Below are 21,952 nucleotides of genomic sequence, written 5' to 3'. Positions count from 1 at the left end.
TGAGCCGGACGAAGGATGGGACGTCGGAGACGGCGAACGCGTTGCGCTTTGAGGACAAGGCGGGGGAGGAGCAGCTGTGGATCCAGGCGCAGAAGAACATGGACACCAACGTGAAAAATGATGAAACCCACTCGGTGGGGGGAAATCAGACCGTCGCCATCATGAAATCCTACAACAGTACGGTCAGCGGCAGTTACGACCAGAAAACCCAGTGGTCACGTAACGAGCTGGTGGGGGGCGATTACATCATGAAAACCCAGGGTGCAATTGTGCAGGCGTCGGCGCACGGTATCAGCCTGGTTGCCGGTGAGAGCGTGTTGACGCTTCTGAACAACGGCACCGTTTCCCTGCAATGCAAAAACTTTGAGGTCAACGCCACCGGGCGGGGACAAATTAATACCGGCGGTACGCTGGATCTGAACATCAGTACCCCCGGCAAATCTGAACCGGCACAACCCACGCCGGAACAGATCGCCAGTGCAGTATCGGATGCCTTTAAGAACGGGGGGAACAGCGCATGAAGGCAGTGAAGTATCCATTATCAGAGGGCATCCTGAACCTGCCGGAAGCCGTACAGGACCAGAGCGTAACCCTGCTCCGGCTGCCCGCCGTGCGTGCCACGCTGGTGGTAACCCGTGCCTGGGAAGTTGCCGCCGGGCAGGAAGAGGCGTATCTGCAACAGCAGCTGGCAAAAGTAAAACGTGATATGAAAAAGTACGCCGCCGAACCGCCGCACGACACCACCTTTGGTGGCCTGCCCGCGCGGGAAGTGGATATGCGCTTTGAAAACCAGGGCGTACTGGTGGTGCAAAAGCTGCTGGTGCTGATGACCGCGACCCATCTGATGGCACTGACCTTCAGCCGGGCTGCCAGCTTTGATGAAGATTCGCTGGCGACGTGGCGGCAGATCAAAGACGGTTTTATTCCCACCGCGTCACCGGAGGCTTGATCATGTCCTCATTAACTGCGGCACGCGAACATGATGTTCTGGTCCACAGCTCTCCGCTGGCCGATTTCGTCAGCGGCTTGGTGGAAGGTGCCATTTACGGCGGTATCCTGCTGGGAGCGGGGATGATCGCCAGCACTGGTGTTGGCATTGCCGTCGGCGTTGCGCTGACCGTCGGAGCGATGGCTTCCGGCTTACCCGAAAAGCTCGGCAATATGGCTGGTGAGGCGGTGGACGGCCTGCTTGACACTCTGGGGATGCGCGGGCCACCGGATGCGTTTATCTCCAGCGGCTCTGATGATGTGCATATCACCGGCAAACGTGCAGCGCGTGCGGCGGGGATCGTTGACGCCGCGTGGCTGAACTCGCCAGCCGCAGAGGAGGAGCCGGGCTTTGTAGATACCGCAATGGCCATGGCGGCGGGTATTGCCAGCGCGGTCAGCCATCCCGGCGCGACGGCCAGCGCCTTTGTGAACAAAGTCAGCCAGATCGATGGCGACGCGGTGAAGCATTTCTTCACCGGCGTGTGGGATGACCTCGTGCAGCCCACGGTGGCCAGCGCCAGCCCACACGCCACGCCGGCGGATAAGGATACCGTCGCGTGCAGCAAGGGGCATATGGCGGAGAATGTGAACTTTCTGGCGGAAGGTTCGAAAAAAGTGCTGATCAACGGTCACCCGGCGGTACGCAACGGGGATCGCAGCACCTGTGAGGCGACGGTCCAGGTCAGTGATAATCCCCGCGTCAATATCGGCGGTGACGCCATCGTGGTGCGGGATATTCGCAGCGGTAAAAATGCGCTGGCCTATTTTGTCGGGGGCCTGATGGGCGGACTGTTGGGCGGCGGTGCGGCGAAGCAGGGCGCGAAGCTGGTGGAGCAGCTGTTTACCCGCATTGCCTCGCGCCGGGCGCTGAAACAGATTGCCTGTAGTCTTGGTGCCGCGGTGGGCAGCGAGGTAGCCGGTGGTATCGCGGCGGCGGCGGTGCAGAGCGCCTTTCCGGTGCATTACGCCACCGGGGCTAAATTTCTCGCCGGGGAGGAGGAGCTGGACTTTGTGCTGGAAGACCGCATTCCGCTTCACTGGCAGCGCATCTATCACAGCCGCAACCTGACCTGCGGCCTGCTGGGTACCGGCTGGATGATGCCGTTTGAAACACGGCTTATCCGCATCCCCGCTGAAAACGGTGACACGCAGTTTCTGTGGCGCGATCTGAGTGGCCAGGCGCTGGGGCTGGGAGAGATCGCGCCGGGGGACGTGGTGCGCTTTGACGAGGAAGGCTTCACGCTGTATTTCACTCTTCAGGGGGTGATGATCATGCAGACCGCCGCCGGTGAATTCCATCTCTATGAGGCGGACCCGACGCGGGAGGGCGAGTGGCGCATTGCGCGCATTTATGACCGGCACGAAAATTGCCAGCATTTCGACTGGAACGGGGCGGGGCAGCTGATCGGCATTGCCGGTGACAATGAGGCGCTGTCGGTCAGGCTGAGCTATGAGCCGCTGCATGGTCGCCTGGCGGCGGTACACCAGGTGGTGGCCGGTGAGCTGCGTTTGCTGGTGCGCTACGGCTATACCCCGCAGGGACAGTTGACGGTGGTGTATGATGCGGATGGCGTGGAAACCCGGCGGTTCAGCTGGGACCGTGCCAGCGATCTGATGGCGTCGCACGGCTATGCGTCGGGCCTGAGCGTGGAATACACATGGCAGCCGTCTGTCGATCCGCGCCACTGGCGGGTGACGGAATACCGGGTGCTGGACGGGCAGCGTGACTGCCTGGAGCACTGGATCATTGATGCAGACGAGCAGTCGCGTCGCGCGACGGTAACCTGCCTGTCCGGCGGCAGCTCGCAGCATGGCTGGGATGCGCTGGGCCGCACCACCTCGTACACCGATATCTATGGGGCGCACTGGTCTTACCGCTGGGCGGAACAGGCCGATCTGCTGATGGCTATCCATGCGCCGGGTGACCGGGTGTGGGAGTACGGTTACGACGAACGCGGTCGGCTGACAATGGTCCGCGATCCGGCGGGCCGGTCGACGCTCACCACCTGGCATCCGTCATACGCGTTTCCGCTGAAGGAGGTGCTGGCAGACGGTGCGGTGTGGGAGTACCGCTATAACGCCGCCGGTGATGTGGTGGAAGTGGTCGATCCGTCGGGCGGTACCACGCGGTTTACGTGGAACATGCAGGGCGATCTGGTGACGCGGACCGACGCGCTGGAGAACGTGCACCGTTTCTGGTGGAATGAACGGGGGCAGCTCCGGCGTGATGAGGATTGCTCCGGGCATCATAGCCACCGCCTGTATGATGAGGCAGGGCGTCTGAGTGCCAGCACCGATGCGGAGGGTAACACCACCGGGTATCAGTGGAGTGGGGCCGGCCGTCTGCGTGGCGTGACGCGGGCCGACGGGCGCGAGACGCGCTATGAATACAACCGGGCGGGGATGCTGACCGGGGAGCATACCGAAGGGTTCTCCGGGCGCCGGGTGACGCATAACGCGCGGGGGCAGATCGTCACTGAGCACGACGCGGCCGGACATCTGACCCGCTGGCAGTACGATCGCTTTGGCCGACTGACCGCGCTGATTAATCCCAATAACGAGCGCTGGCAGTTTGAATACGACAGCGGAATGCGGCTGCTGGCGCAGATCGACTACGCCGGCCGGCGCAAAAGCTACCGTTACGATGCGCAGGGCCTGGTGGCGGAAGTGACGCAGTATCCGCTGCAACAGGCCGGTGAACACCTTGTGCCTGAGACCTACCGGTTTGAATACGACGTGGTTCACCGGGTGATATCCAGAACAACCCGGCTGACCCGCACCGGGTATCACTACCATACTGACCGGGTGGATATCAGCAGGGTGTCGCTGGCAGGAGGAGAGGAGAGCGGTGAAGCTGAAGTGATCAGCCTGACCCGTGATGCGCTGGGCAACCTGCTGCGTGAGGAGAATGAGGGCGGCGTGTTCGTCCATCAGTATGACGTGCTGGGCAATCTGAGCGGCAGCACGCTGCCCGACGGCGGCACGGTGAACTGCCTGCGTTACGGGACGGGCCATCTGTTACAGGTTAACCTGCACCGGGACGGCAGGCAGCATGAGATAACCGGCTATCAGCGTGACCGGCTGCACCGTGAGGTGGGGCGCACGCAGGGGGGGCTGAGCCAGCAGACGCGCTACGATCCGGCCGGCCGGGTGGTGATGCGGCGCAGCGGCGTTGATGAACGCAGCGGTAGGGTGTTTGAGCGTCGTTACAGCTGGGATCGTCTGGATCGGGTGATGCAGGAAAGGATGCTGGACGGCGCGACGGGACATAACGATTGGGCGCAGCAGCAGCGTCGGTGTGGCTACGATGCGGCGGGCCGAATAACGCATGAGGTGCGCTCGCTGAGGGAAGAGCACTTCAGCTGGGATGCGGCAGGCAATCAGACCGGGAGTGCTGGCGAGGTGGTGTGGCATAACCTGCTGCAACGGCTGAAGGGCGTGCGCTGGTCGTTCGACGGTTTTGGCCGGATGGCGTGGCGCAAAAGCGGCGCGGGAGCGGTGGAGCAGCGTTTCAGCTATGACGATGAGCACCGAATAACGGCGGTGGATTTTGCAGGGCATCCTGAGTTCAGTCGGGTGGAGTACCGTTACGATGCGCTGGGCCGTCGTACCCGCAAACTGCTGCACCGGCATGGTGGGGAGGTGAGTACGGTCACGTTTCAGTGGAGCGGGCTGCGGATGGTGGGAGAGCGCAGCAGCGAGACGCCGGAGCGCAGCAGTCAGTATCTGTACAGCGAGGGCGGGTGGGAGCCGCTGGCGCGGGTGGACAGCATTGGCGGCCAGTCAGAGGTGTTCTGGTATCACACGGAGCTGAATGGCCTGCCGGAACGGCTGACGGATGAGCGTGGCGAGGTGGTGTGGCGGGGACGTTTCTCAACGTGGGGTGAAACGGAGCGTGAAACCGTGACCGGTTTTCATTCGGTGCCGCAGAACCTGCGTTTTCAGGGGCAGTACCTGGACAGGGAGACGGGGCTTCATTACAATCTTTTTCGCTACTACGACCCGCTCGCGGGGAGGTATACGCAGCCGGACCCGATAGGGCTGGCGGGTGGGTTGAACACTTATGCGTATGTGGATGACCCGCTGGTATGGTTTGATCCGCTGGGTCTTAAACCCTGTCCTGTGAGGGAGGTTAACGGCACCAGGATTCATGGCACAGGGCAAAAAGATAAAACACCTGGACATAATCAATTTTCAGAAGTAATAGCTAATAAATTAGCGATGAGTGGTAAATTTAGTGATATATATTTAAACCGCTCATATAATTACGGTGTTGGTTCGGGGATTTCCAGGAGACGTCCTGATGTTATGGCTATTGATGTGAATGGGAGAGTTCACTCAATTGAGTTGGCATCAATATCAGATATGAAGGGTAAGTTACCAGAGTTAACTTCGCGTAATGAAACCGCAATGCGTAGCATACCTGTTACAAAGCAAGGTGAAATTCTGGTTTTCGAACATCCTTATGATGCTTCAGATATGAAGTCAATACTTGATGATTTAATTTCCGGTATATAGGTGGGGTATATGTACACTGCAATTGCAATTTACGGAACTGATAGTATCTTACCAGAAAAAGCATTATTTTTAGGTAGGGCTTTCTTCAGGTATGTAAATTTACCAATAACAAATACTGGCTATTACAAGTATTTAAGCAATGGTGACCATGAAGGTGATCATGAGATTATTAACGTATCTGTCGATGAACTGGAAAATAAAATAAATAATAAAAATGCAACATCCTTTCGATTATACAGCGAGAAGAAAGGGTGTAGTCCATGGTTAGCATCATTTGGATATACAACAAATGATTTTGGCGGTTTCTTTCATCTCGATGCGCAATATCCAAATAAGTTACAATCATATGATGAGATAATTGATTTTATTGAGGAGTTATCAAATACTGTAAACCTCACTTATGGGATAGTTTATTCTTGCGATAAAATGAATAAAGCTTTCTATTATGCAGCTGGAAATAATCTGGCTAACATATATCCTTACGAAAATTCTTCTTTGTTCAAGAAGGATACCCCAGGAAGATATCACGGGCAAGAAAGCTACAAAAAAAACAAGTTAAGAATGGCCTACCCTTTGAATATCATGAATGAAAACCATCTTTTAATTGATGTGAATGGCCTTGCTTTGAGAGAGTGGATCTTGGAGGATAAAAACCATGGTACATTAGAGAAATTAAGTAATGGTGCATGGTTATGGAAAATTGAAAGTAGCATTATCGACTCAGTGAATAAATATTTAGGTGATTGTGGTGTTTTAATCTCATGGAAAAATTCACCAACTAAAATTGCCCCGAGAAAAATTCCATAGGAAACGAAAGAGATTTTAATGATCCTTACAGCTTATTTTTATTTGCTGATTTGGGTCAGTAATACCATTATCTTCTGGCAGATTTGCTGCATTTCCGGCCTTTCTGCCAGCGTCTCCTCATATATTTTTAGGGCTAAACGCCTGATAACATCATTATATTTACCACGCCGCAAATTCCTTTTTTGCCAGTAATCTGCCCATAATCTTTTTAGGGTATGTCCCTTAACTTAATAATCGCTTCAAAAACAACCTGATCGCACCCAGTTTTAGTATGTTCAGATAGTTTCCTGCTGTTTTATCTGAGCACGTAGCAACACGACGATTTTCTTTTAAGATCGCAAAACAATGTTCCACGACATTGCGTTTTTTTGTACAGTTGAAAGTCGAATTTCCGACGACCATTCTGACTGGCCTTTTCATTCAATCTGAAAGGGATTACTGCTTTTATTCCCCTCATTTTCAAATCGGTACGCAGGTTACCACCTGAATATCCCTTATCCGCCAGTACGTTCAGGCACCCACTTTCATGAATAATGCCGACCCGACTGAGTTAGGCTTTCGCATATTGACTTTCGTGAGCCTGCTCGCCCCTCAGACAGAAACGAAACGGTAATCCTGTGCCATCTGTTACCCGATGGATTTTGGTGCCAAAGCCGCCGCATGAGCGACCCAACCCATGATCGTTGAGTTCATCGGGATGTTTTTTTCGTTCCTGCGGCGGCTTTCAGGGCACGGATATTACTGCCATCGCGCGCAATAATATCCCAGTCAACGAACCCTTTTTGATCGAGGAACTGGAGTGATTTATTGAAAATATTATTCATTACTTCAATTTCAGACCATCGGTTAAAACCATTATAAATCGTTTTCCAGTGACCATCGCGCCCGGGTCAATCTCTCCAGGGCGCACCAGAGCAAAGTATCCAGAGGATGTCTTTCATGACGTGTCTGTGTGCAAAATAAGGGTGTCCACCTTTGGAAGAGTCTCTTTCAGATGGCAGCACAGGGGAAATCAGCGCCCATGCATCATCAGGGAAATCGTAGCGGGCCAAATTAAAGGACTTTTGTCGTTAAACCATGCCCCGGATTGTACAAAAAATAGTTAAGGCACACACCCTGGTGTCGTTATGGCTGGGCTACCCTGGGTCAGGTGGCACCGGAGCGTCTGACGGATGAGCGTGGCGAGGTGGTGTGGCGGGGACGTTTCCCGACGTGGGGTAAAACGGAGCGCGAAACCGTGAACTGTTTTCAGTCGGTGCCGCAGAACCTGCGTTTTCAGGGGCAGTACCTGGACAGGGAGACGGGGCTTCATTACAATCTTTTTCGCTACTACGACCCGCTCGCGGGGAGGTATACGCAGCCGGACCCGCCAGGGCTGGCGGGTGGGTTGAGTACCTATGCGTATGCGCCTAATCCCTTGTCTTGGATCGATCCATTCGGTTTAGCTAAAACTGGATGCGGTGTTATAGGGGAAGTTAAACCAAGAGGACTGGCTCAAAATAGACCACTAATGGAGTTAACTCATGCTGAGATAGTGCAAACATTCAAGGGTTCTGATATTGAATTATCTAATCATGCAATTGCCCGATTAAAGGATGTCAGGACAAAAAAACCGGGGTTTGAAACGCCAAATGATATAGCCAGCATTTTCAATAAAGGAAATGTTTTTAATACGGGTCGAGGAGACATCGGTTTTAGTCATAATGGATTAGAAGCGATTGTTAATCCAAATGCAAATAGGATTGTTACTTTCCGTCCGGCTAAAAGTAGGTTTTGAATCATGATATATTTTAACGGTGATGCTAAACTAAAGATAAATATCATTGGATATGAGTATGAAAACTCAACGGATAAAGATGATTCTAATTGGTTGATTGTTGAAATTTTTGTTGAGAATACTGATGGAGAATCTTGGTCTTCAGTGGACCCTGGCTTAAGAACGATGGAACTTGTTGAATTAAAGGAATGGTTTTCGTCTGTCTTGGATAAAAAAACGACCTCTGCTGAATTGAGTTTCATGGAAAATGAGTTGCGTTTTATGCGTGAGGAAAATGGGAGTGTAAGTATTGCGCTTAATTATGCATTTCATCCCAATTGGGAAAGCTATGATCTTAACAATGACAGTGAAGTGGTTTTAAATTTCCTTTTAGATGATGGAAAATTAAAAAGGGTAATAATTGAGATTGATGGGTTAATAAAGAGATTTCCTGAAAGAAAATTTCATTGAATTTTTTAACTCATCATCACTAAAGTCCGAAAGAGATTTTGACGATGCAGCCCGGCATCACGCGCAGCTTGAGCGGCAGGCCGGTGCTAAATCCGTTTAGCAAGAAGAAATAATAAAATAAGTTGGAAGTGATCCCCAGGATCCTTTCGGCTTTTTACTTTTAGCTGCTGAACGGAGCCAGCAACGCCAGCGCCTGCTGCCGTGTTTGCTCGAACTCTCGCTTCTGCTTTCAGGGTGCGCCTGCTCCCTGGTGTCACTGCGTTTCCTCGCGACTGTCAGGGATCAGCATCAGGCAGCTGTCCAGCACCTTCAGGTTGACGCCGGTTCCCACCGCAAGCCCTGCCTCTGCCAGCTACTTCAGCTGGGATGCGGCAGGCAATCAGACCGGGAGTGCTGGCGAGGTGGTGTGGCATAACCTGCTGCAACGGCTGAAGGGGGCGCGCTGGTCGTTCGACGGCTTTGGCCGGATGGCGTGGCGCAAAAGCGGCGCGGGAGCGGTGGCGCAGCGTTTCAGCTATGACGATGAGCACCGGATAACGGCGGTGGATTTTGCAGGGCATCCTGAGTTCAGCCGGGTGGAATACCGTTACGATGCGCTGGGCCGTCGTACCCGCAAACTGCTGCACCGGCATGGTGGTGAGGTGGATACGGTCAGGTTTCAGTGGAGCGGGCTGCGGAGGGGGGGAGAGCTCAGCAGCGGGACGCCGGAACGCAGCAGTCAGTATCTGTACAGCGAGGGAGGATGGGAGCCGCTGGCGCGGGTCGACAGCATTGGCGGCCGGTCGCGGGGAGGTATATGCAGCCGGACCCGTCAGGGCTGGCAGGTGGGATTAATACCTATGCGTATGCGGGTGACCCGCTGGGTCTTATTAAGTGTGGGACGGGTGAGTATAAAGATGTTGGTGGACATCACGTGCATGCTAAAGCTGGGTTTAAGAGTAACCCTAAATATGATCCTAAAAAGGGATTTTCGATAAGTCAGGATTATATGGATACTATGGGGTCAGACCATCATTGTGTTCAGAAGAAATGACGTTGAAAGAAGCTGGCACCCATGAGCGTTCCCGTAGCTCTCCACCTGAACCGTTGTCAGCGCCGCTGCCCGTGCCTGTCGATTACCCGGCGGCGCTGGCGCAGCGCAAGATGGCCGCGCATCAGTGCAACTGTCCGACAGACCTGTTGGCACCGGAGGTGAGCTCCTTGCACCACTTCTGGCGTGATCTTTATAGCCAGATGCTGTTCACCACGCTATGGAACACCGGCGCACAGATTAATGATGAGGCGAAGCGACGTTCTTATCTGGTAAGGTAAACCCGGCTGTGCGAACCAGCTGTTTTTTTCCGGTCGAATAAAAAACCCACCGCCTTGCGGCTGTGGGGGAGGGTTTTAATTATTTTTCGTTAAGGTAATGCAATTTCCCTGGGCGTTGGCCCATGACTTGATTATTCTTTTTCAACGGGAAAATAAAAAGACCGGTTTTCGGTACGGTAATTTTTATGTAGGGTAAATAACTTGTAGGGAGTGTATTTATGGACAGTATTACATTACCACCAGAATTACTTGAAATGTTTGAAAATGACGGCGTTGTAGGATGGGCGGTAAAAAATAATAATTCTGAATTTGTTTACGTCAATAAAACGTTCAAAGTATGGCAGACAATATCAACCCGCTATGATTATGAGGGACTGAACATCCGCGATATCCCTGTGCCCGTAGCCGAATTCGCCGATGTTTTCGACCAGCAGGAACGGGAGATAGAACGCACGGGTAGATCGGTCAGAGCCATCACCACACACATACAGGGCCGGGAGAAAATCATGCAGCCTGCATACAACGTGCAGGAACCTTTGTATGATGAAAACAATAATTGCACGGGTACCATCATCAGCGTCAGACACATTAATATCATTACCCCCCTCTCCCTGCTCAACGGTAAAATCAGCCAGCATGCGGTGTTCGAATCCCCCTCTGATTTTTTTACGGAAAAAGAATGGGAAATATTGTACCTGACGATTTGTGGACTGAAAATAAAGGAAATAAGCGGCGTTCTTGGTATCACCAGCGATGCGGTAAATGGTCGGTTACGAAGCTGCTACAGAAAAACGGGCCTCAATTCACTGTCAGCGCTGACGGAGTATTGCCGGGATAATAATGTTGATAACTATATACCCAAATTTTTTCTGAACAAGGGACATATCATTATCAGGGGATGAATATGATGCACTATTATTTTGGCCATTCCCTCTTTGCCTGGGCGATAAAAGACGGCGCGTCACGGTATGTGTATGCCAACCCGCGAGCCTGCGGATATTTTAACGTTGATGCATCAAAGCTTCCCGGTCATCTGGACACAGACCTGACGCCCGATATCGGGGATGATTACCGTTACATTTTGAGTGACGATGCAAAAATTCTGTCCACCGGAGAAATGAGCGTGGTACTTAAAACGTTCAGGTACGGCCAACAGGACAACCTGACGTCATTTGTGGTTGAAAAACGCCGCTGGCGTCTGGCCGATGGGCAGTACGGCATTGCATGCACCTACATGCAAATATCCAATATCTACCTGTCCACGTTCCTCAACCAGCAAGGCAGAAAGCCGTTGGTTTTTACCCGCCCCACGGATCGGTTTACCGACAGGGAGTGGGAAGTGATTTTGCTGCTTTTTTGCGGACTCAAAAGCAGCACGATGACGCAAATACTCGGCATCGGGGGATCATCTCTTCGCAACAGGCTGGCGCGATGTTTTGACAAGTCCGGTGTGACGAGCACTACGTTGTTTATCAGGTACTGTCAGCAGAACGGATGGGATAACTACATACCTCCGTTCTTCCTGAAAAAAGGTCACGTTATGCTGTCATAATCTGCGCGTCTGACTGTAACTATTTATTAACATCATAAGTCGATAGCCCACATCAGGTTATGTGGGCAGTCAGACTCGGAGCTTGAGGGGCAATCGTTTAAAAAGCTGCATTAAATATGTAATTTATTGTTTTAGTTATTAAAAAATCAATGGTCAGATATGATCCCGCATTTTGTATCAACTTGCGGCGAAGAGGTGTCTACATTTTTCTTCATCATGAGCCTCCATTGGTTGTATTTTAATCAGGGGACTTTAGTAAGCAGTAAGACTACATTCAGGGGGAACTGGATGTAACTGCCACCGTATTAAAGGTGCTCGCTCAGTCGGTCACCGGACGCAATACATCGCCTGCCAGCCGTACCGGGTCAGCATATTCCATTTCAAACGCTGACCTGATCCCCTGATAAATCACCTTTCTCACTGAGTTATCCATTGTCAACCGCTTGCCTTTCTTTATCACCGTGGCGCGAAAAAATGCTGTTCAGTCATTCAGCAGCATTCGTCATGCTGATGGCTTTACGCTTATCAGACGGACAGGCGAAGAACCCATTGAGATCCTCCCAGCGTTTCATCAGCTTTCTACTGTTTGCGGGGAGGTTTTAACACGCACACGCGCTTCTGATTGACGAATCGTGCGGTAAACGTTTGCACGATCCGCTATCAGCCCGACGGTAAGAACCGCAAAAAATACATATAAATCAGACTAATTCCTTTACAGTTCATAAGCGTTATTACCAATTATTTAATTAATAAAATTTATGTAATAAGGAACCGGTTATTTTGATTGGTTACTCATAGTTCGCGATCTCACGGCCGATTACCTCTGGTTAACGGTAAGGTCGTACACGAAATCAAAAAAATAGCTTAAGAGTAACCATGATGACAATCTACGATGTTGAAAAAGAATGGTGCAGGATTGCTAATGCTGTCGCTAAAACGCACCAAAATGCCGATTTTAAATACTACAGTTATCAGGACTTCAGAAGTCTTGTACCGATCATGGATAAAGATGGCTTCGCGGCTCAGACCGAGCGCTATCTGGAGAGCAACGAACGAAATTGCCTGATCGGATTCACCAGCGGTACGAGCGGCAACCTGAAACGCTGCTATTACTACTACGATTGTGAAGTGGATGAGGACAGCTCTCGCTCTAACGTATTTCGCAGCAATGGTTTTATCCAGCCCGGTGATTGCTGCGCCAATCTGTTTACCATCAATCTGTTCTCTGCCCTGAATAATATCACTACCATGATGGCCGGTAACTGTGGGGCGAATGTGGTGTCTGTCGGGGATATTAAGCTGCTCACCAAAAGTCATTTTGACGCGCTGAATTCAATCAAACTCAACGTACTGCTTGGTGTCCCTTCCACTATCCTGCAATTTATTGATGCCATGCAACAACATGGTGTACATATCGCCATTGAAAAGGTTGTTTTTAATGGCGAAGGTTTGAAAGAATTTCAGAAAAAAATCATCAGGGAAGCCTTCGGTGAACAGGTTTCTATCGTTGGTATTTATGGCAGTTCTGAAGGCGGTATTCTTGGCTTTACCAACAGCACCTGTCATACAGAATATGAATTTCTTTCCAATAAATTTTTTATTGAAAAGGAAGGTGACAGCATTCTGATCACCTCTCTGACGCGTGAGAATTTCACCCCGCTGCTGAGATACCGACTGGGTGACACCGCAACCCTTCTACAGAAAGAGGGCAAACTGTTTCTGCGGGGGATTCAGAGAGAGGACATGAGCTTTAATTTCATGGGCAATCTTGTCAGCATGGGCATTATTCAGCAGGCAATAAAAGAGACGCTGGGTCGTTCCCTGGAGATACAGATTCATCTGTCCGTTTCTGAAGTAAATAAAGAGCTGGTGACCGTTTTCGTTCCGGCGAATGAAATTGACGAAGATGAACGCGCGAGGATTGAAACTGCGATTGCTGATATCCCTGATATTAACGAAGCTTACCAAAAATCGCAGGGAAGCGTCGCCGTCCTTCGTAAAGAAGCCAGGGATTATGCGGTTTCCGAACGAGGCAAAATGCTTTTCATCATCGATCGTAGAAATTAAATAACGAAGCCTGCCATTTCAGGTACTGATAGGTATTAATGGAACGGTTATTTTTAAAATATGCCGCTCCATTTGCCTTTCTGTCGCCGCCTCATTTCATCATCAGGAAGGGGTGATTTATCTCCCCTTTCTGTGTTGATAGCCAATTGACACCTTAGAAAAAACCTTGTCTCAGAGACGATTCACCGCGCGGCCACGCTGAACGGCGGGGCGTTGGGCAATCTCTGAAGCCCAGCGCTGCACATGTTTGTACGATCCGACATCCAGAAATTCTGCCGCATTATACAGCTGCCCCTGCACCAGTGCCCCATACCAGGGCCAGATGGCGATATCGGCAATGGTGTACGTTTCGCCGGCAATATAGCGGTGCTCCGCCAGCTGGCGATCCAGTACATCAAGCTGGCGTTTGGCTTCCATCGTGAAGCGGTCGATGGCGTATTCAATTTTCACCGGCGCATAGTGATAAAAATGACCAAAGCCACCGCCGAGGTAAGGCGCTGAGCCCTGCAACCAGAATAACCAGTTCAGCGTTTCGGTTCGGGCTGCGATATCTTTTGCCAGGAAGTGACCGTATTTTTCTGCCAGGTAGAGCAAAATCGCCCCGGATTCGAAAACGCGGGTGGCGGGCGTGGTGGACACATCAAGCAGCGCCGGAATTTTGGCATTGGGATTCACATCGACAAAGCCGGAACCAAACTGCTCACCTTCACCGATGCGGATAAGATGGGCATCGTATTGTGCTCCATGGACATTCAGCGTCAGCAACTCTTCAAGCAGAATGGTGACCTTCTGACCGTTTGGCGTGCCCAGTGAATAGAGTTGTAAAGGATGCGTGCCAACCGGCAGCGTGCTTTCATGACGCGCGCCAGCGGTCGGGCGGTTAATACTGCCCCAGGTGCCACCGTGGCCTTTGTTTTCTGTCCAGACTGTTGCGGGCTGGTAGTCGCTATTGCTCATGCTCGACATCTTCCTTTTTCGGTTTTTGCACATTGCGCAGGGGTTTAACTAAAAATAGTGTCGATTGCTGCGAAAAACCAAATGCGGTTGTTACATTACATGTCAGATATAGCGTCAGTCGCCGCACTGCGTTTATTCTTGAGAGCAATCATGCCGCCTTGATAAGGAACAACCGAATGGACGGGCTGAATATTGCCGGGCTTATTATCAGTGAGGAGGGCCTGCCCTGCTGCGACTGGCGATCCGCCATGCCGGGCTATCATGATCATGAGTGGGGCAGGCCGGTAGTGGATGACCGGCGACTGTTTGAGAAAGTGTGCCTTGAGGGCTTTCATTCCGGCATGTCATGGCAGCTGATTTACCATAAACGGGAACGTTTTCGACGCGCTTTCTGTGAATTCGATTTTTATACCGTGGCCCGGTTCACCGGTGAAGACGTTGCGCGTTTGATGGCAGATAAAACCATTGTGCGCAACCGTGCGAAGATCCGATCGGTAATCAACAATGCACAGCGGGCCATTGAGCTGGTTGCTGAAGCGGGTTCTCTGGCTGCCTGGTTCTGGCAGTTTGAACCAGCAAAGCAGGAGCGCCCAGCGACGGTGGATCTCGCCTGGTGGCAAACGACCAAAACCTCGTCCGCTGCCATAAGAATGTCAACGGCGCTGAAAAAGCGCGGCTGGACGTGGGTGGGGCCGGTAACCTGTTATTCGCTGATGCAGGCGCTGGGACTGGTTAACGATCATCTCACCGGCTGTCATTGCCGGGAAGCCTGTGAAGCCGAACGCGCAACGCTTTTCCGCCCGGTCTGAATCCTACGGACAACGGATTTGCTATCAGGGGCATCCTGGATGAAAACGGAAAACCGCTCGCAAGCCGCTGTAAATGCAACGGGCAGGCTAATGCGTTTTACGGGCTGTTTTTGCTTTCTGCATATTCCGACGCCTTGCGGATTGTTTATAGTGACCGGATCGGTGAAAATGCCGACCATTAATGATTAATTCCCTGTGATTGCCATTTATGCGGCGCATAACTGGTGGCACAACAGCAAATAGAGTTTGTTCATGTCAAATGCACCCTTTATGCAGGAAGTGGCCCGTCGCCGTACCTTCGCTATCATTTCCCACCCGGACGCCGGTAAAACCACCATCACCGAAAAAGTGTTACTGTTCGGGCAGGCGATCCAGACCGCCGGTACGGTAAAAGGCCGTGGCTCCAGTCAGCACGCTAAATCTGACTGGATGGAGATGGAAAAACAGCGTGGGATCTCTATCACCACGTCCGTCATGCAGTTCCCATACCGCGAATGCCTGGTGAATCTGCTGGATACCCCAGGCCACGAAGATTTCTCTGAAGATACTTACCGCACGCTGACGGCGGTTGACTGCTGCCTGATGGTGATTGATGCGGCGAAAGGTGTTGAAGATCGTACCCGCAAGTTGATGGAAGTTACCCGCCTGCGCGATACGCCTATTCTGACCTTTATGAATAAGCTTGACCGCGATATCCGCGACCCAATGGAAGTGCTGGATGAAGTGGAGAGCGAGCTGAAAATTGCCTGTGCGCCCGTGACCTGGCCAATTGGCTGTGGCAAACAGTTCAGGGGGGTTTATCACCTTTATAAAGACGAAACCTACCTGTATCAGTCCGGTATGGGCCACACTATCCAGCAGGTGCGGGTGGTGAAAGGGCTGAACAACCCGGAGCTGGATAACGCCGTGGGTGAGGATCTGGCGTCTCAGCTTCGGGAAGAACTTGAGCTGGTACAGGGCGCATCCCATGAGTTCGATAAAGAACAATTTCTGGCCGGGCAGCTGACCCCGGTGTTCTTCGGCACCGCGCTGGGTAACTTTGGCGTCGATCATATGCTGGATGGTCTGGTGAAGTGGGCGCCGTCACCGATGCCGCGTCAGACCGATCTCCGCACCGTGACCGCCGCCGATGAGAAATTTACCGGGTTTGTCTTCAAAATTCAGGCAAATATGGACCCGAAACACCGTGACCGCGTGGCGTTTATGCGGGTGGTTTCCGGCAAGTATGAAAAAGGCATGAAGCTGCGGCAGGTCCGTTTGGGCAAGGATGTGGTGATAAGCGACGCGCTGACCTTTATGGCGGGCGACCGTTCTCATGTTGAAGAAGCTTATCCCGGTGACATCATTGGGTTGCATAACCACGGTACTATTCAGATCGGGGATACCTTTACCCAGGGTGAGAACATGAAGTTCACCGGTATTCCCAACTTTGCGCCGGAGCTTTTCCGACGGATCCGCCTGCGCGATCCGCTGAAGCAGAAGCAGTTGCTGAAAGGCCTGGTTCAGCTCTCTGAGGAGGGTGCCGTACAGGTGTTCCGTCCGGTACATAACAACGATCTGATCGTTGGCGCGGTGGGGGTGTTGCAGTTTGACGTGGTGGTGGCGCGTCTGAAAAGCGAGTACAACGTTGAAGCTATCTATGAAGCCATCAACGTCTCTACCGCGCGTTGGGTGGAGTGCAGCGACGTGAAGAAGTTTGACGAATTCCAGCGTAAAAATGAAATTAACCTGGCACTGGATGGCGGTGACAGCCTGACCTACATTGCGCCAACCATGGTCAATCTGAATATTACTCAGGAGCGTTATCCTGACGTGGTGTTCCGCAAAACCCGCGAACACTGACAGCCGGATTTAGACTACACTTTCAGAGCGATGCCATGTGCATCGCTTTTTTTTGCCTCATTTGCTGATTGCAGACTCCTCTTAAAAAATCTTCATACCGTTTATTTCTCCATCATTTCAACCAGAAAAAACGGTGAAATGCCAATTAGCGTCTATCTTTACTTCTACAGGACGCAAAATATGTGGCATTGGTTGCTACAACGTCTTCCCACTACAGCCACGCCGTTTGTGGCTGAAAGCTCACAGTTGTGAGTGTAATAACATGAAGAAGGAAGTGCCATGAATAAGACTAACATTGCAAAAACGCTTACGGCTGTATTGATCGGTTCTGCTCTGCTGGGCGGTTATGCGGTGGCAGATGAGTCTGCAACGTCCTCGGTGCAAAGCACCGCCGACAGTGCAGGCGCCAAAATTGACAGTTCAATGAAAAAAGTCGGTGGCTACATGGATGACAGCGGCGTGACTGCCAAAGTCAAGGCTGCCCTGGTGGATAACGATGCGATTAAAAGCAGCGATATCTCCGTTAAAACCCATGATGGTGTGGTGACGCTGAGCGGATTCGTTCCTTCTCAGGATCAGGCTGAACTGGCGGTTGCCGCCGCCAAAAAAGTGGAAGGCGTTAAATCCGTCAGTGACAAACTTCATGTAAAAGACAGTACCAAAGCCAGCGTGAGTGGTTACGCGGGTGATTCAGCAACCACCGGAAAAATTAAGGCTAAACTGTTAGCAGATGACATCGTACCGTCACGTAATGTGAAAGTGGAAACCACCAACGGCGTGGTTCAGCTCTCTGGTACGGTGAAAACGCAGGCGCAGTCTGAGCGTGCTGAAGGTATTGCTAAAGCCATTGAAGGCGTGAAAAGCGTTAAAAACGATATCACAGTGAAATCGTAATTTATCCATGAGCCGGTTCAGTGATGAATCGGCTCTGCCGATAGCATAAAACATGATAAGACCAGGCTCTTACGGGCCTGCGTTAATACTACATACAGGTCGGTTTTTACGAGTGGTGAGGAGAGGCTTATGTTTCGTTGGGGTATCATATTTCTGATCATCGCGCTGATAGCAGCCGCGTTAGGTTTTGGTGGTCTGGCCGGTACGGCTGCATGGGCTGCTAAAGTGGTCTTTGTCGTTGGTATCATTATCTTCCTGATCAGCCTCTTTACCGGCAGGAAGAAGTTATAGCGCACATTGCCACGGACAGGTAACTGAGTGCGACGCGGCCCGTGCCGTTTTGCAACGCTCAACCGAAGTACCGTCAGCCAACGGGAGCTTTTGCTCCCGTTTTATTTTTCTGCTGCGGTGATGACTGTTCCTTCAAACGGCGGTCGGGTTTTCACCCATGCGGCCTGCCGCCGCTCCGCGCTTAAGGCCCCGCATTCTTTTACGCCGCAACGGCACTGTTATCCTCAGTAGGCATCAGGCGGTCCTGCCAGCGCAGGTTTTTCACTCCTCCATCGCTGCCATAACAAACTGATTTTGTCCCAAATTATCGCGGTAACGTTTGGCAATACTGAACCGCTGCCGTTAACATCCTTGCGGCCCGTTCAGCTGACGCGGTTCTGCATCATTGGCAGATATCTGTGACCGACGGGTCTGGTGCCCTGAGACGGGGCCGCAGGCGAACAACGATACTGATAACAGCAATAATGCAGGAGTGCTGGCATGGATCCACGTTTTGTCGATACACATTGCCACTTTGATTTTGCGCCGTTTAGCGGTGATGAAGCCAAAAGCCTGCGTCATGCGGCCGATGCAGGCGTGGAAAAAATTATTGTGGTGAGTGTGGCGGCCAGTCGTTTTGCCGGGGTGATGGCGCTGGCTGAACGCTGGCAGCCACTTTACGCGGCGTTGGGTATTCACCCGATGGCGGTGGCGGATCATGATGACAGCCATCTGCAACAGCTGGAAGATTATCTGAAGCGGCGCCCGGAAAAGCTGGTGGCGATTGGTGAAATCGGGCTGGATCTGTTAATCGACAACCCTCAGTTTGACAGGCAACAGGCGGTGCTGGCGGCACAGCTGCGGCTGGCACGGGATTACTGTCTGCCGGTGATCCTGCACTCACGGCGAACCCACGATAAGCTGGCGATGCAGCTTCGCAAGTTCAACCTTCCCCGGCGCGGGGTGATACATGGTTTCGCCGGCAGTGAACAACAGGCGCTGGCCTTTGTTCGTGCGGGCTATGCCATCGGCGTAGGCGGTACCATCACTTACCAACGCGCCAGCAAAACCCGCCGGGCCATCGCCCGACTGCCGCTGGATACGCTGTTACTGGAAACGGACGCCCCGGATATGCCGATGCAGGGTTTCCAGGGGCAACCTAATCGCCCGGAAAGGCTGCGAATGATCTGGCAAAGTCTGTGCGAAATCCGCGATGAATCCCCACAGGAGATCGCGGAAACCCTCCGTGAAAACACCTATCGTCTGTTTTGCATCTGACGGGCAGATTCTTAAAATCTTCGCGTGGTAACACAAAGGATGATGGTCGGTGTACGCTGTGCTGCCCGGTACCAGTGGGGGAGGTTTTTGTGAAAATTATAACATTTGGCGGCCTGCCACTTACATTTACCTGCGAGCGTTAACATCCTGTCCGGGCTGGTCCCTGTGATGCAAATCACTGCTACTGTACAATTCATGCAACTGTATTATTGTGAGTGTGAAATTAATCACGGATGGCCATTTCGGCGGGCTGTTATTATTTTAACATTCTTTTGTGGAGATGATGATGACTGACTTAACTGCAACTGCCATCAGGGCGCTGCAACTGATGGACCTGACCACGCTCAACGATGATGACACCGATGAAAAAGTAATCGCGCTGTGCCATCAGGCGAAATCTCCGGCGGGCAACACCGCCGCTATCTGTATCTATCCCCGTTTTATTCCCATCGCCCGTAAAACGCTGCATGAACAGGGCACACCAGATATCCGTATCGCTACCGTGACCAATTTCCCCCACGGTAATGATGATATCGATATCGCGCTGGCGGAAACCCATGCGGCAATTGCTTATGGTGCTGATGAAGTGGACGTGGTGTTTCCCTATCGGGCGTTGATGGCCGGTGACGAAGAGGTGGGTTATCAGCTGGTCAGTGCCTGTAAAGAGGCCTGTGCCAGTGAGGGGGTTCTGCTGAAGGTGATTATCGAAACCGGCGAGCTGAAAACCGCTGAGCTGATCCGCAGAGCTGCTGAGCTGGCAATTGAAGCGGGTGCTGACTTTATCAAAACCTCCACCGGTAAAGTGCCGGTCAACGCCACGCCGGACGCGGCGAAGATGATGCTACAGGTGATTGCGGATAAAGGCGTCAGGCATCAGGTGGGCTTCAAGCCGGCGGGCGGCGTGAAAACCACCGAAGACGCCGCATACTATCTGGCGCTGGCGGACGCTATCCTTGGCAGCGACTGGGCGGATGCGCGTCATTTCCGCTTCGGTGCATCCAGCCTGCTGTCCAGCCTGCTCAGTACGGCGGGTTTTGCCGGCGCGAAGCGTGATTCAGCCTATTAAAAGCGAGGAGGAAACGTGTTCCTGCCGCAAGAAATTATCCGTAAAAAAAGAGATGGTCATGCGCTGACTGAAGAAGAAATCCGTTTTTTTATCAACGGAGTTTGTGATAATTCGGTGTCTGAAGGACAGATTGCGGCGCTGGCAATGGCCATTTATTTCCACGACATGACGCTATCTGAACGCGTGGCGCTGACCATGGCCATGCGCGATTCCGGTAGCGTGCTGGACTGGCGGGAATGGGGGCTTGATGGCCCGGTGGTGGATAAGCACTCTACCGGCGGCGTGGGGGATGTGACCTCGCTGATGCTGGGGCCGATGGTGGCGGCCTGTGGTGGCTATGTGCCGATGATTTCCGGGCGGGGCCTTGGTCATACCGGCGGGACGCTGGACAAACTGGAGGCGATCCCTGGTTTTGATATTTTCCCGGATAATGACGTTTTTCGCCGTATCATCAGTGAAGTGGGAATTGCCATTATTGGCCAGACCCGTTCGCTGGCTCCCGCGGATAAGCGTTTTTATGCCACCCGCGATATTACCGCCACCGTTGATTCGATTCCGCTGATCACCGCTTCCATTCTCGCCAAAAAGCTGGCAGAAGGGCTGGATGCGCTGGTGATGGATGTCAAAGTCGGTTCCGGCGCGTTAATGCCGACTTTCGAACAGTCGGCGCAGCTGGCGCAGGCGATTGTCACCGTGGCGAATGGCGCCGGCTGTAAAACGACGGCGCTGCTGACGGATATGAACCAGGTGCTGGCTTCCAGTGCGGGTAATGCGCTGGAAGTGCGTGAAGCGGTTCGCTTTCTCACCGGCGAGTACCGAAATCCTCGTCTGCTGGAGGTGACGCTGGCGCTGGGTGTGGAAATGCTGGTGTCCGCTGGCCTGGCGGCAGACAGCGCCGGGGCGTTATCACAGCTGCAGGCGGTACTGGCTAATGGACGTGCCGCAGAGGTGTTCTCGCGGATGGTGAAAGCACAAAAAGGCCCGGCAGACTTTGTCGACAGGATTGATAACTACCTGCCCGCCGCCATGCTCAGTAAAGCGGTCTATGCGGATCAAGCCGGTTTTGTCAGCGCGATGGATACCCGTTTGCTGGGCATGGCCGTGGTGGCAATGGGCGGGGGACGCCGCAATGTCAGCGATGTTATCGACTACAGCGTGGGCTTCAGTGAGATGATACAGCTTGGTGACTACGCCGATCGCCAGCGACCGCTGGCGGTTATCCATGCGGTAACGGAATCAGGCTGGGAAGAGGCCGCCGCCACGGTGAAAAAGGCGATGATACTCAGTGAACATGCGCCACCCGCCACACCGATTATCTGTCGCAGAATTGTCGGATAACCGTCATACTGTTCCGATCGATAAAA

At 52.5% G+C, this 21,952-nt stretch carries 17 protein-coding genes and 4 pseudogenes; 18 read left to right on the top strand and 3 right to left on the bottom strand.

The features are described 5' to 3' along the window. The 4 genes from EB241_RS04550 to EB241_RS04535 form a co-directional block, all read left to right on the top strand. A partial coding sequence (locus EB241_RS04550) for a bacteriophage T4 gp5 trimerisation domain-containing protein (protein ID WP_407644252.1) occupies positions 1 to 521 on the top strand: 521 nt, incomplete at its 5' end. Continuing rightward, positions 518 to 949 (top strand): DcrB-related protein, encoded by a 432-nt coding sequence (locus EB241_RS04545; RefSeq protein ID WP_124232011.1) that lies wholly within the window; start codon positions 518 to 520, stop codon positions 947 to 949. The genes EB241_RS04550 and EB241_RS04545, both read left to right, overlap by 4 nt. Positions 950 to 951: 2 nt before the next feature. Beyond that, positions 952 to 5,508, top strand: a complete 4,557-nt coding sequence (locus tag EB241_RS04540) for an RHS repeat-associated core domain-containing protein (protein WP_124232010.1) — start codon at positions 952 to 954, stop codon at positions 5,506 to 5,508. Positions 5,509 to 5,517: 9 nt separating this feature from the next. Then, on the top strand, positions 5,518 to 6,315 hold the full coding sequence (locus tag EB241_RS04535; RefSeq protein WP_124232009.1) for a hypothetical protein: 798 nt from the start codon (positions 5,518 to 5,520) through the stop codon (positions 6,313 to 6,315). 222 nt (positions 6,316 to 6,537) lie between these two features. On the opposite strand, the pseudogene EB241_RS04530 reads toward EB241_RS04535, so the two are convergent. Next, positions 6,538 to 7,367: pseudogene (locus tag EB241_RS04530) on the bottom strand (IS5 family transposase). A gap of 104 nt (positions 7,368 to 7,471) precedes the next feature. Between EB241_RS04530 and EB241_RS21925 the strand changes: the two are divergent. After that, positions 7,472 to 7,762 (top strand): annotated as a pseudogene (locus tag EB241_RS21925) (RHS repeat-associated core domain-containing protein); the annotation flags it as partial. Between the two features lie 333 nt (positions 7,763 to 8,095). Then, entirely contained in the window at positions 8,096 to 8,542 is a 447-nt protein-coding gene (locus EB241_RS04520; protein ID WP_124232007.1) for a WapI family immunity protein, read from the top strand. A 160-nt stretch (positions 8,543 to 8,702) separates the two neighbouring features. On the opposite strand, the pseudogene EB241_RS21920 reads toward EB241_RS04520, so the two are convergent. After that, positions 8,703 to 8,894 (bottom strand): annotated as a pseudogene (locus tag EB241_RS21920) (SymE family type I addiction module toxin); the annotation flags it as partial. Positions 8,895 to 9,284: 390 nt separating this feature from the next. Here EB241_RS21920 and EB241_RS21295 point away from each other — a divergent pair. From EB241_RS21295 to EB241_RS04495, 5 genes are all read left to right on the top strand, one after another. Next, complete coding sequence (locus EB241_RS21295) at positions 9,285 to 9,575, top strand: RHS repeat-associated core domain-containing protein (RefSeq protein WP_325050347.1); 291 nt, start codon at positions 9,285 to 9,287, stop codon at positions 9,573 to 9,575. After that, positions 9,572 to 9,853, top strand: coding sequence for a hypothetical protein (locus EB241_RS04510; protein WP_124232006.1), 282 nt, complete (start codon positions 9,572 to 9,574; stop codon positions 9,851 to 9,853). Before EB241_RS21295 ends, EB241_RS04510 begins: the two co-directional genes overlap by 4 nt. A gap of 218 nt (positions 9,854 to 10,071) precedes the next feature. Further along, complete coding sequence (locus EB241_RS04505) at positions 10,072 to 10,755, top strand: helix-turn-helix transcriptional regulator (protein WP_124232005.1); 684 nt, start codon at positions 10,072 to 10,074, stop codon at positions 10,753 to 10,755. A 2-nt stretch (positions 10,756 to 10,757) separates the two neighbouring features. Continuing rightward, positions 10,758 to 11,405, top strand: a complete 648-nt coding sequence (locus tag EB241_RS04500; RefSeq protein WP_233592532.1) for a PAS domain-containing protein — start codon at positions 10,758 to 10,760, stop codon at positions 11,403 to 11,405. Between the two features lie 876 nt (positions 11,406 to 12,281). Beyond that, positions 12,282 to 13,472, top strand: a complete 1,191-nt coding sequence (locus EB241_RS04495; protein WP_324129058.1) for a phenylacetate--CoA ligase family protein — start codon at positions 12,282 to 12,284, stop codon at positions 13,470 to 13,472. Between the two features lie 177 nt (positions 13,473 to 13,649). Here EB241_RS04495 and yghU read toward each other — a convergent pair. Further along, positions 13,650 to 14,429 (bottom strand): annotated as a pseudogene (gene yghU, locus EB241_RS04490) (glutathione-dependent disulfide-bond oxidoreductase); the annotation flags it as partial. A 176-nt stretch (positions 14,430 to 14,605) separates the two neighbouring features. On the opposite strand from yghU, the gene EB241_RS04485 reads away from it, so the two are divergent. The 7 genes from EB241_RS04485 (at position 14,606) to deoA (ending at position 21,926) form a co-directional block, all read left to right on the top strand. Beyond that, entirely contained in the window at positions 14,606 to 15,238 is a 633-nt protein-coding gene (locus EB241_RS04485) for a DNA-3-methyladenine glycosylase I (protein WP_124232003.1), read from the top strand. Positions 15,239 to 15,490: 252 nt separating this feature from the next. Continuing rightward, positions 15,491 to 17,080, top strand: a complete 1,590-nt coding sequence (prfC, locus tag EB241_RS04480) for a peptide chain release factor 3 (RefSeq protein ID WP_124232002.1) — start codon at positions 15,491 to 15,493, stop codon at positions 17,078 to 17,080. A gap of 279 nt (positions 17,081 to 17,359) precedes the next feature. Next, a complete protein-coding gene (gene osmY, locus EB241_RS04475; RefSeq protein WP_124232001.1) occupies positions 17,360 to 17,974 on the top strand; it encodes a molecular chaperone OsmY in 615 nt (204 codons plus the stop codon). A gap of 129 nt (positions 17,975 to 18,103) precedes the next feature. Continuing rightward, positions 18,104 to 18,265, top strand: coding sequence for a DUF1328 domain-containing protein (locus EB241_RS04470; protein ID WP_071995045.1), 162 nt, complete (start codon positions 18,104 to 18,106; stop codon positions 18,263 to 18,265). Positions 18,266 to 18,745: 480 nt separating this feature from the next. After that, positions 18,746 to 19,522: a TatD family hydrolase gene (locus EB241_RS04465; RefSeq protein ID WP_124232000.1), complete on the top strand. Its 777-nt coding sequence runs from the start codon at positions 18,746 to 18,748 to the stop codon at positions 19,520 to 19,522. 286 nt (positions 19,523 to 19,808) lie between these two features. Next, complete coding sequence (gene deoC / locus EB241_RS04460) at positions 19,809 to 20,588, top strand: deoxyribose-phosphate aldolase (RefSeq protein ID WP_124231999.1); 780 nt, start codon at positions 19,809 to 19,811, stop codon at positions 20,586 to 20,588. A 15-nt stretch (positions 20,589 to 20,603) separates the two neighbouring features. Further along, entirely contained in the window at positions 20,604 to 21,926 is a 1,323-nt protein-coding gene (gene deoA, locus EB241_RS04455; protein ID WP_124231998.1) for a thymidine phosphorylase, read from the top strand. Positions 21,927 to 21,952 lie beyond the last annotated feature (26 nt).

This window comes from Erwinia psidii (genome assembly GCF_003846135.1).
Taxonomy (GTDB): Bacteria; Pseudomonadota; Gammaproteobacteria; order Enterobacterales; family Enterobacteriaceae; genus Erwinia; species Erwinia psidii.
This window is presented reverse-complemented; position numbering and strand designations above follow the sequence as displayed.

What these genes read in the sequence shown, in the direction of transcription:
- EB241_RS04545 (WP_124232011.1), top strand. Translation starts at nt 518, where the DNA reads ATGAAGGCAGTGAAGTATCCATTATCAGAGGGCATCCTGAACCTGCCG.
- EB241_RS04540 (WP_124232010.1), top strand. Translation starts at nt 952, where the DNA reads ATGTCCTCATTAACTGCGGCACGCGAACATGATGTTCTGGTCCACAGC.
- EB241_RS04535 (WP_124232009.1), top strand. Translation starts at nt 5,518, where the DNA reads ATGTACACTGCAATTGCAATTTACGGAACTGATAGTATCTTACCAGAA.
- EB241_RS04520 (WP_124232007.1), top strand. Translation starts at nt 8,096, where the DNA reads ATGATATATTTTAACGGTGATGCTAAACTAAAGATAAATATCATTGGA.
- EB241_RS21295 (WP_325050347.1), top strand. Translation starts at nt 9,285, where the DNA reads ATGGGAGCCGCTGGCGCGGGTCGACAGCATTGGCGGCCGGTCGCGGGG.
- EB241_RS04510 (WP_124232006.1), top strand. Translation starts at nt 9,572, where the DNA reads ATGACGTTGAAAGAAGCTGGCACCCATGAGCGTTCCCGTAGCTCTCCA.
- EB241_RS04505 (WP_124232005.1), top strand. Translation starts at nt 10,072, where the DNA reads ATGGACAGTATTACATTACCACCAGAATTACTTGAAATGTTTGAAAAT.
- EB241_RS04500 (WP_233592532.1), top strand. Translation starts at nt 10,758, where the DNA reads ATGATGCACTATTATTTTGGCCATTCCCTCTTTGCCTGGGCGATAAAA.
- EB241_RS04495 (WP_324129058.1), top strand. Translation starts at nt 12,282, where the DNA reads ATGATGACAATCTACGATGTTGAAAAAGAATGGTGCAGGATTGCTAAT.
- EB241_RS04485 (WP_124232003.1), top strand. Translation starts at nt 14,606, where the DNA reads ATGGACGGGCTGAATATTGCCGGGCTTATTATCAGTGAGGAGGGCCTG.
- prfC (WP_124232002.1), top strand. Translation starts at nt 15,491, where the DNA reads ATGTCAAATGCACCCTTTATGCAGGAAGTGGCCCGTCGCCGTACCTTC.
- osmY (WP_124232001.1), top strand. Translation starts at nt 17,360, where the DNA reads ATGAATAAGACTAACATTGCAAAAACGCTTACGGCTGTATTGATCGGT.
- EB241_RS04470 (WP_071995045.1), top strand. Translation starts at nt 18,104, where the DNA reads ATGTTTCGTTGGGGTATCATATTTCTGATCATCGCGCTGATAGCAGCC.
- EB241_RS04465 (WP_124232000.1), top strand. Translation starts at nt 18,746, where the DNA reads ATGGATCCACGTTTTGTCGATACACATTGCCACTTTGATTTTGCGCCG.
- deoC (WP_124231999.1), top strand. Translation starts at nt 19,809, where the DNA reads ATGACTGACTTAACTGCAACTGCCATCAGGGCGCTGCAACTGATGGAC.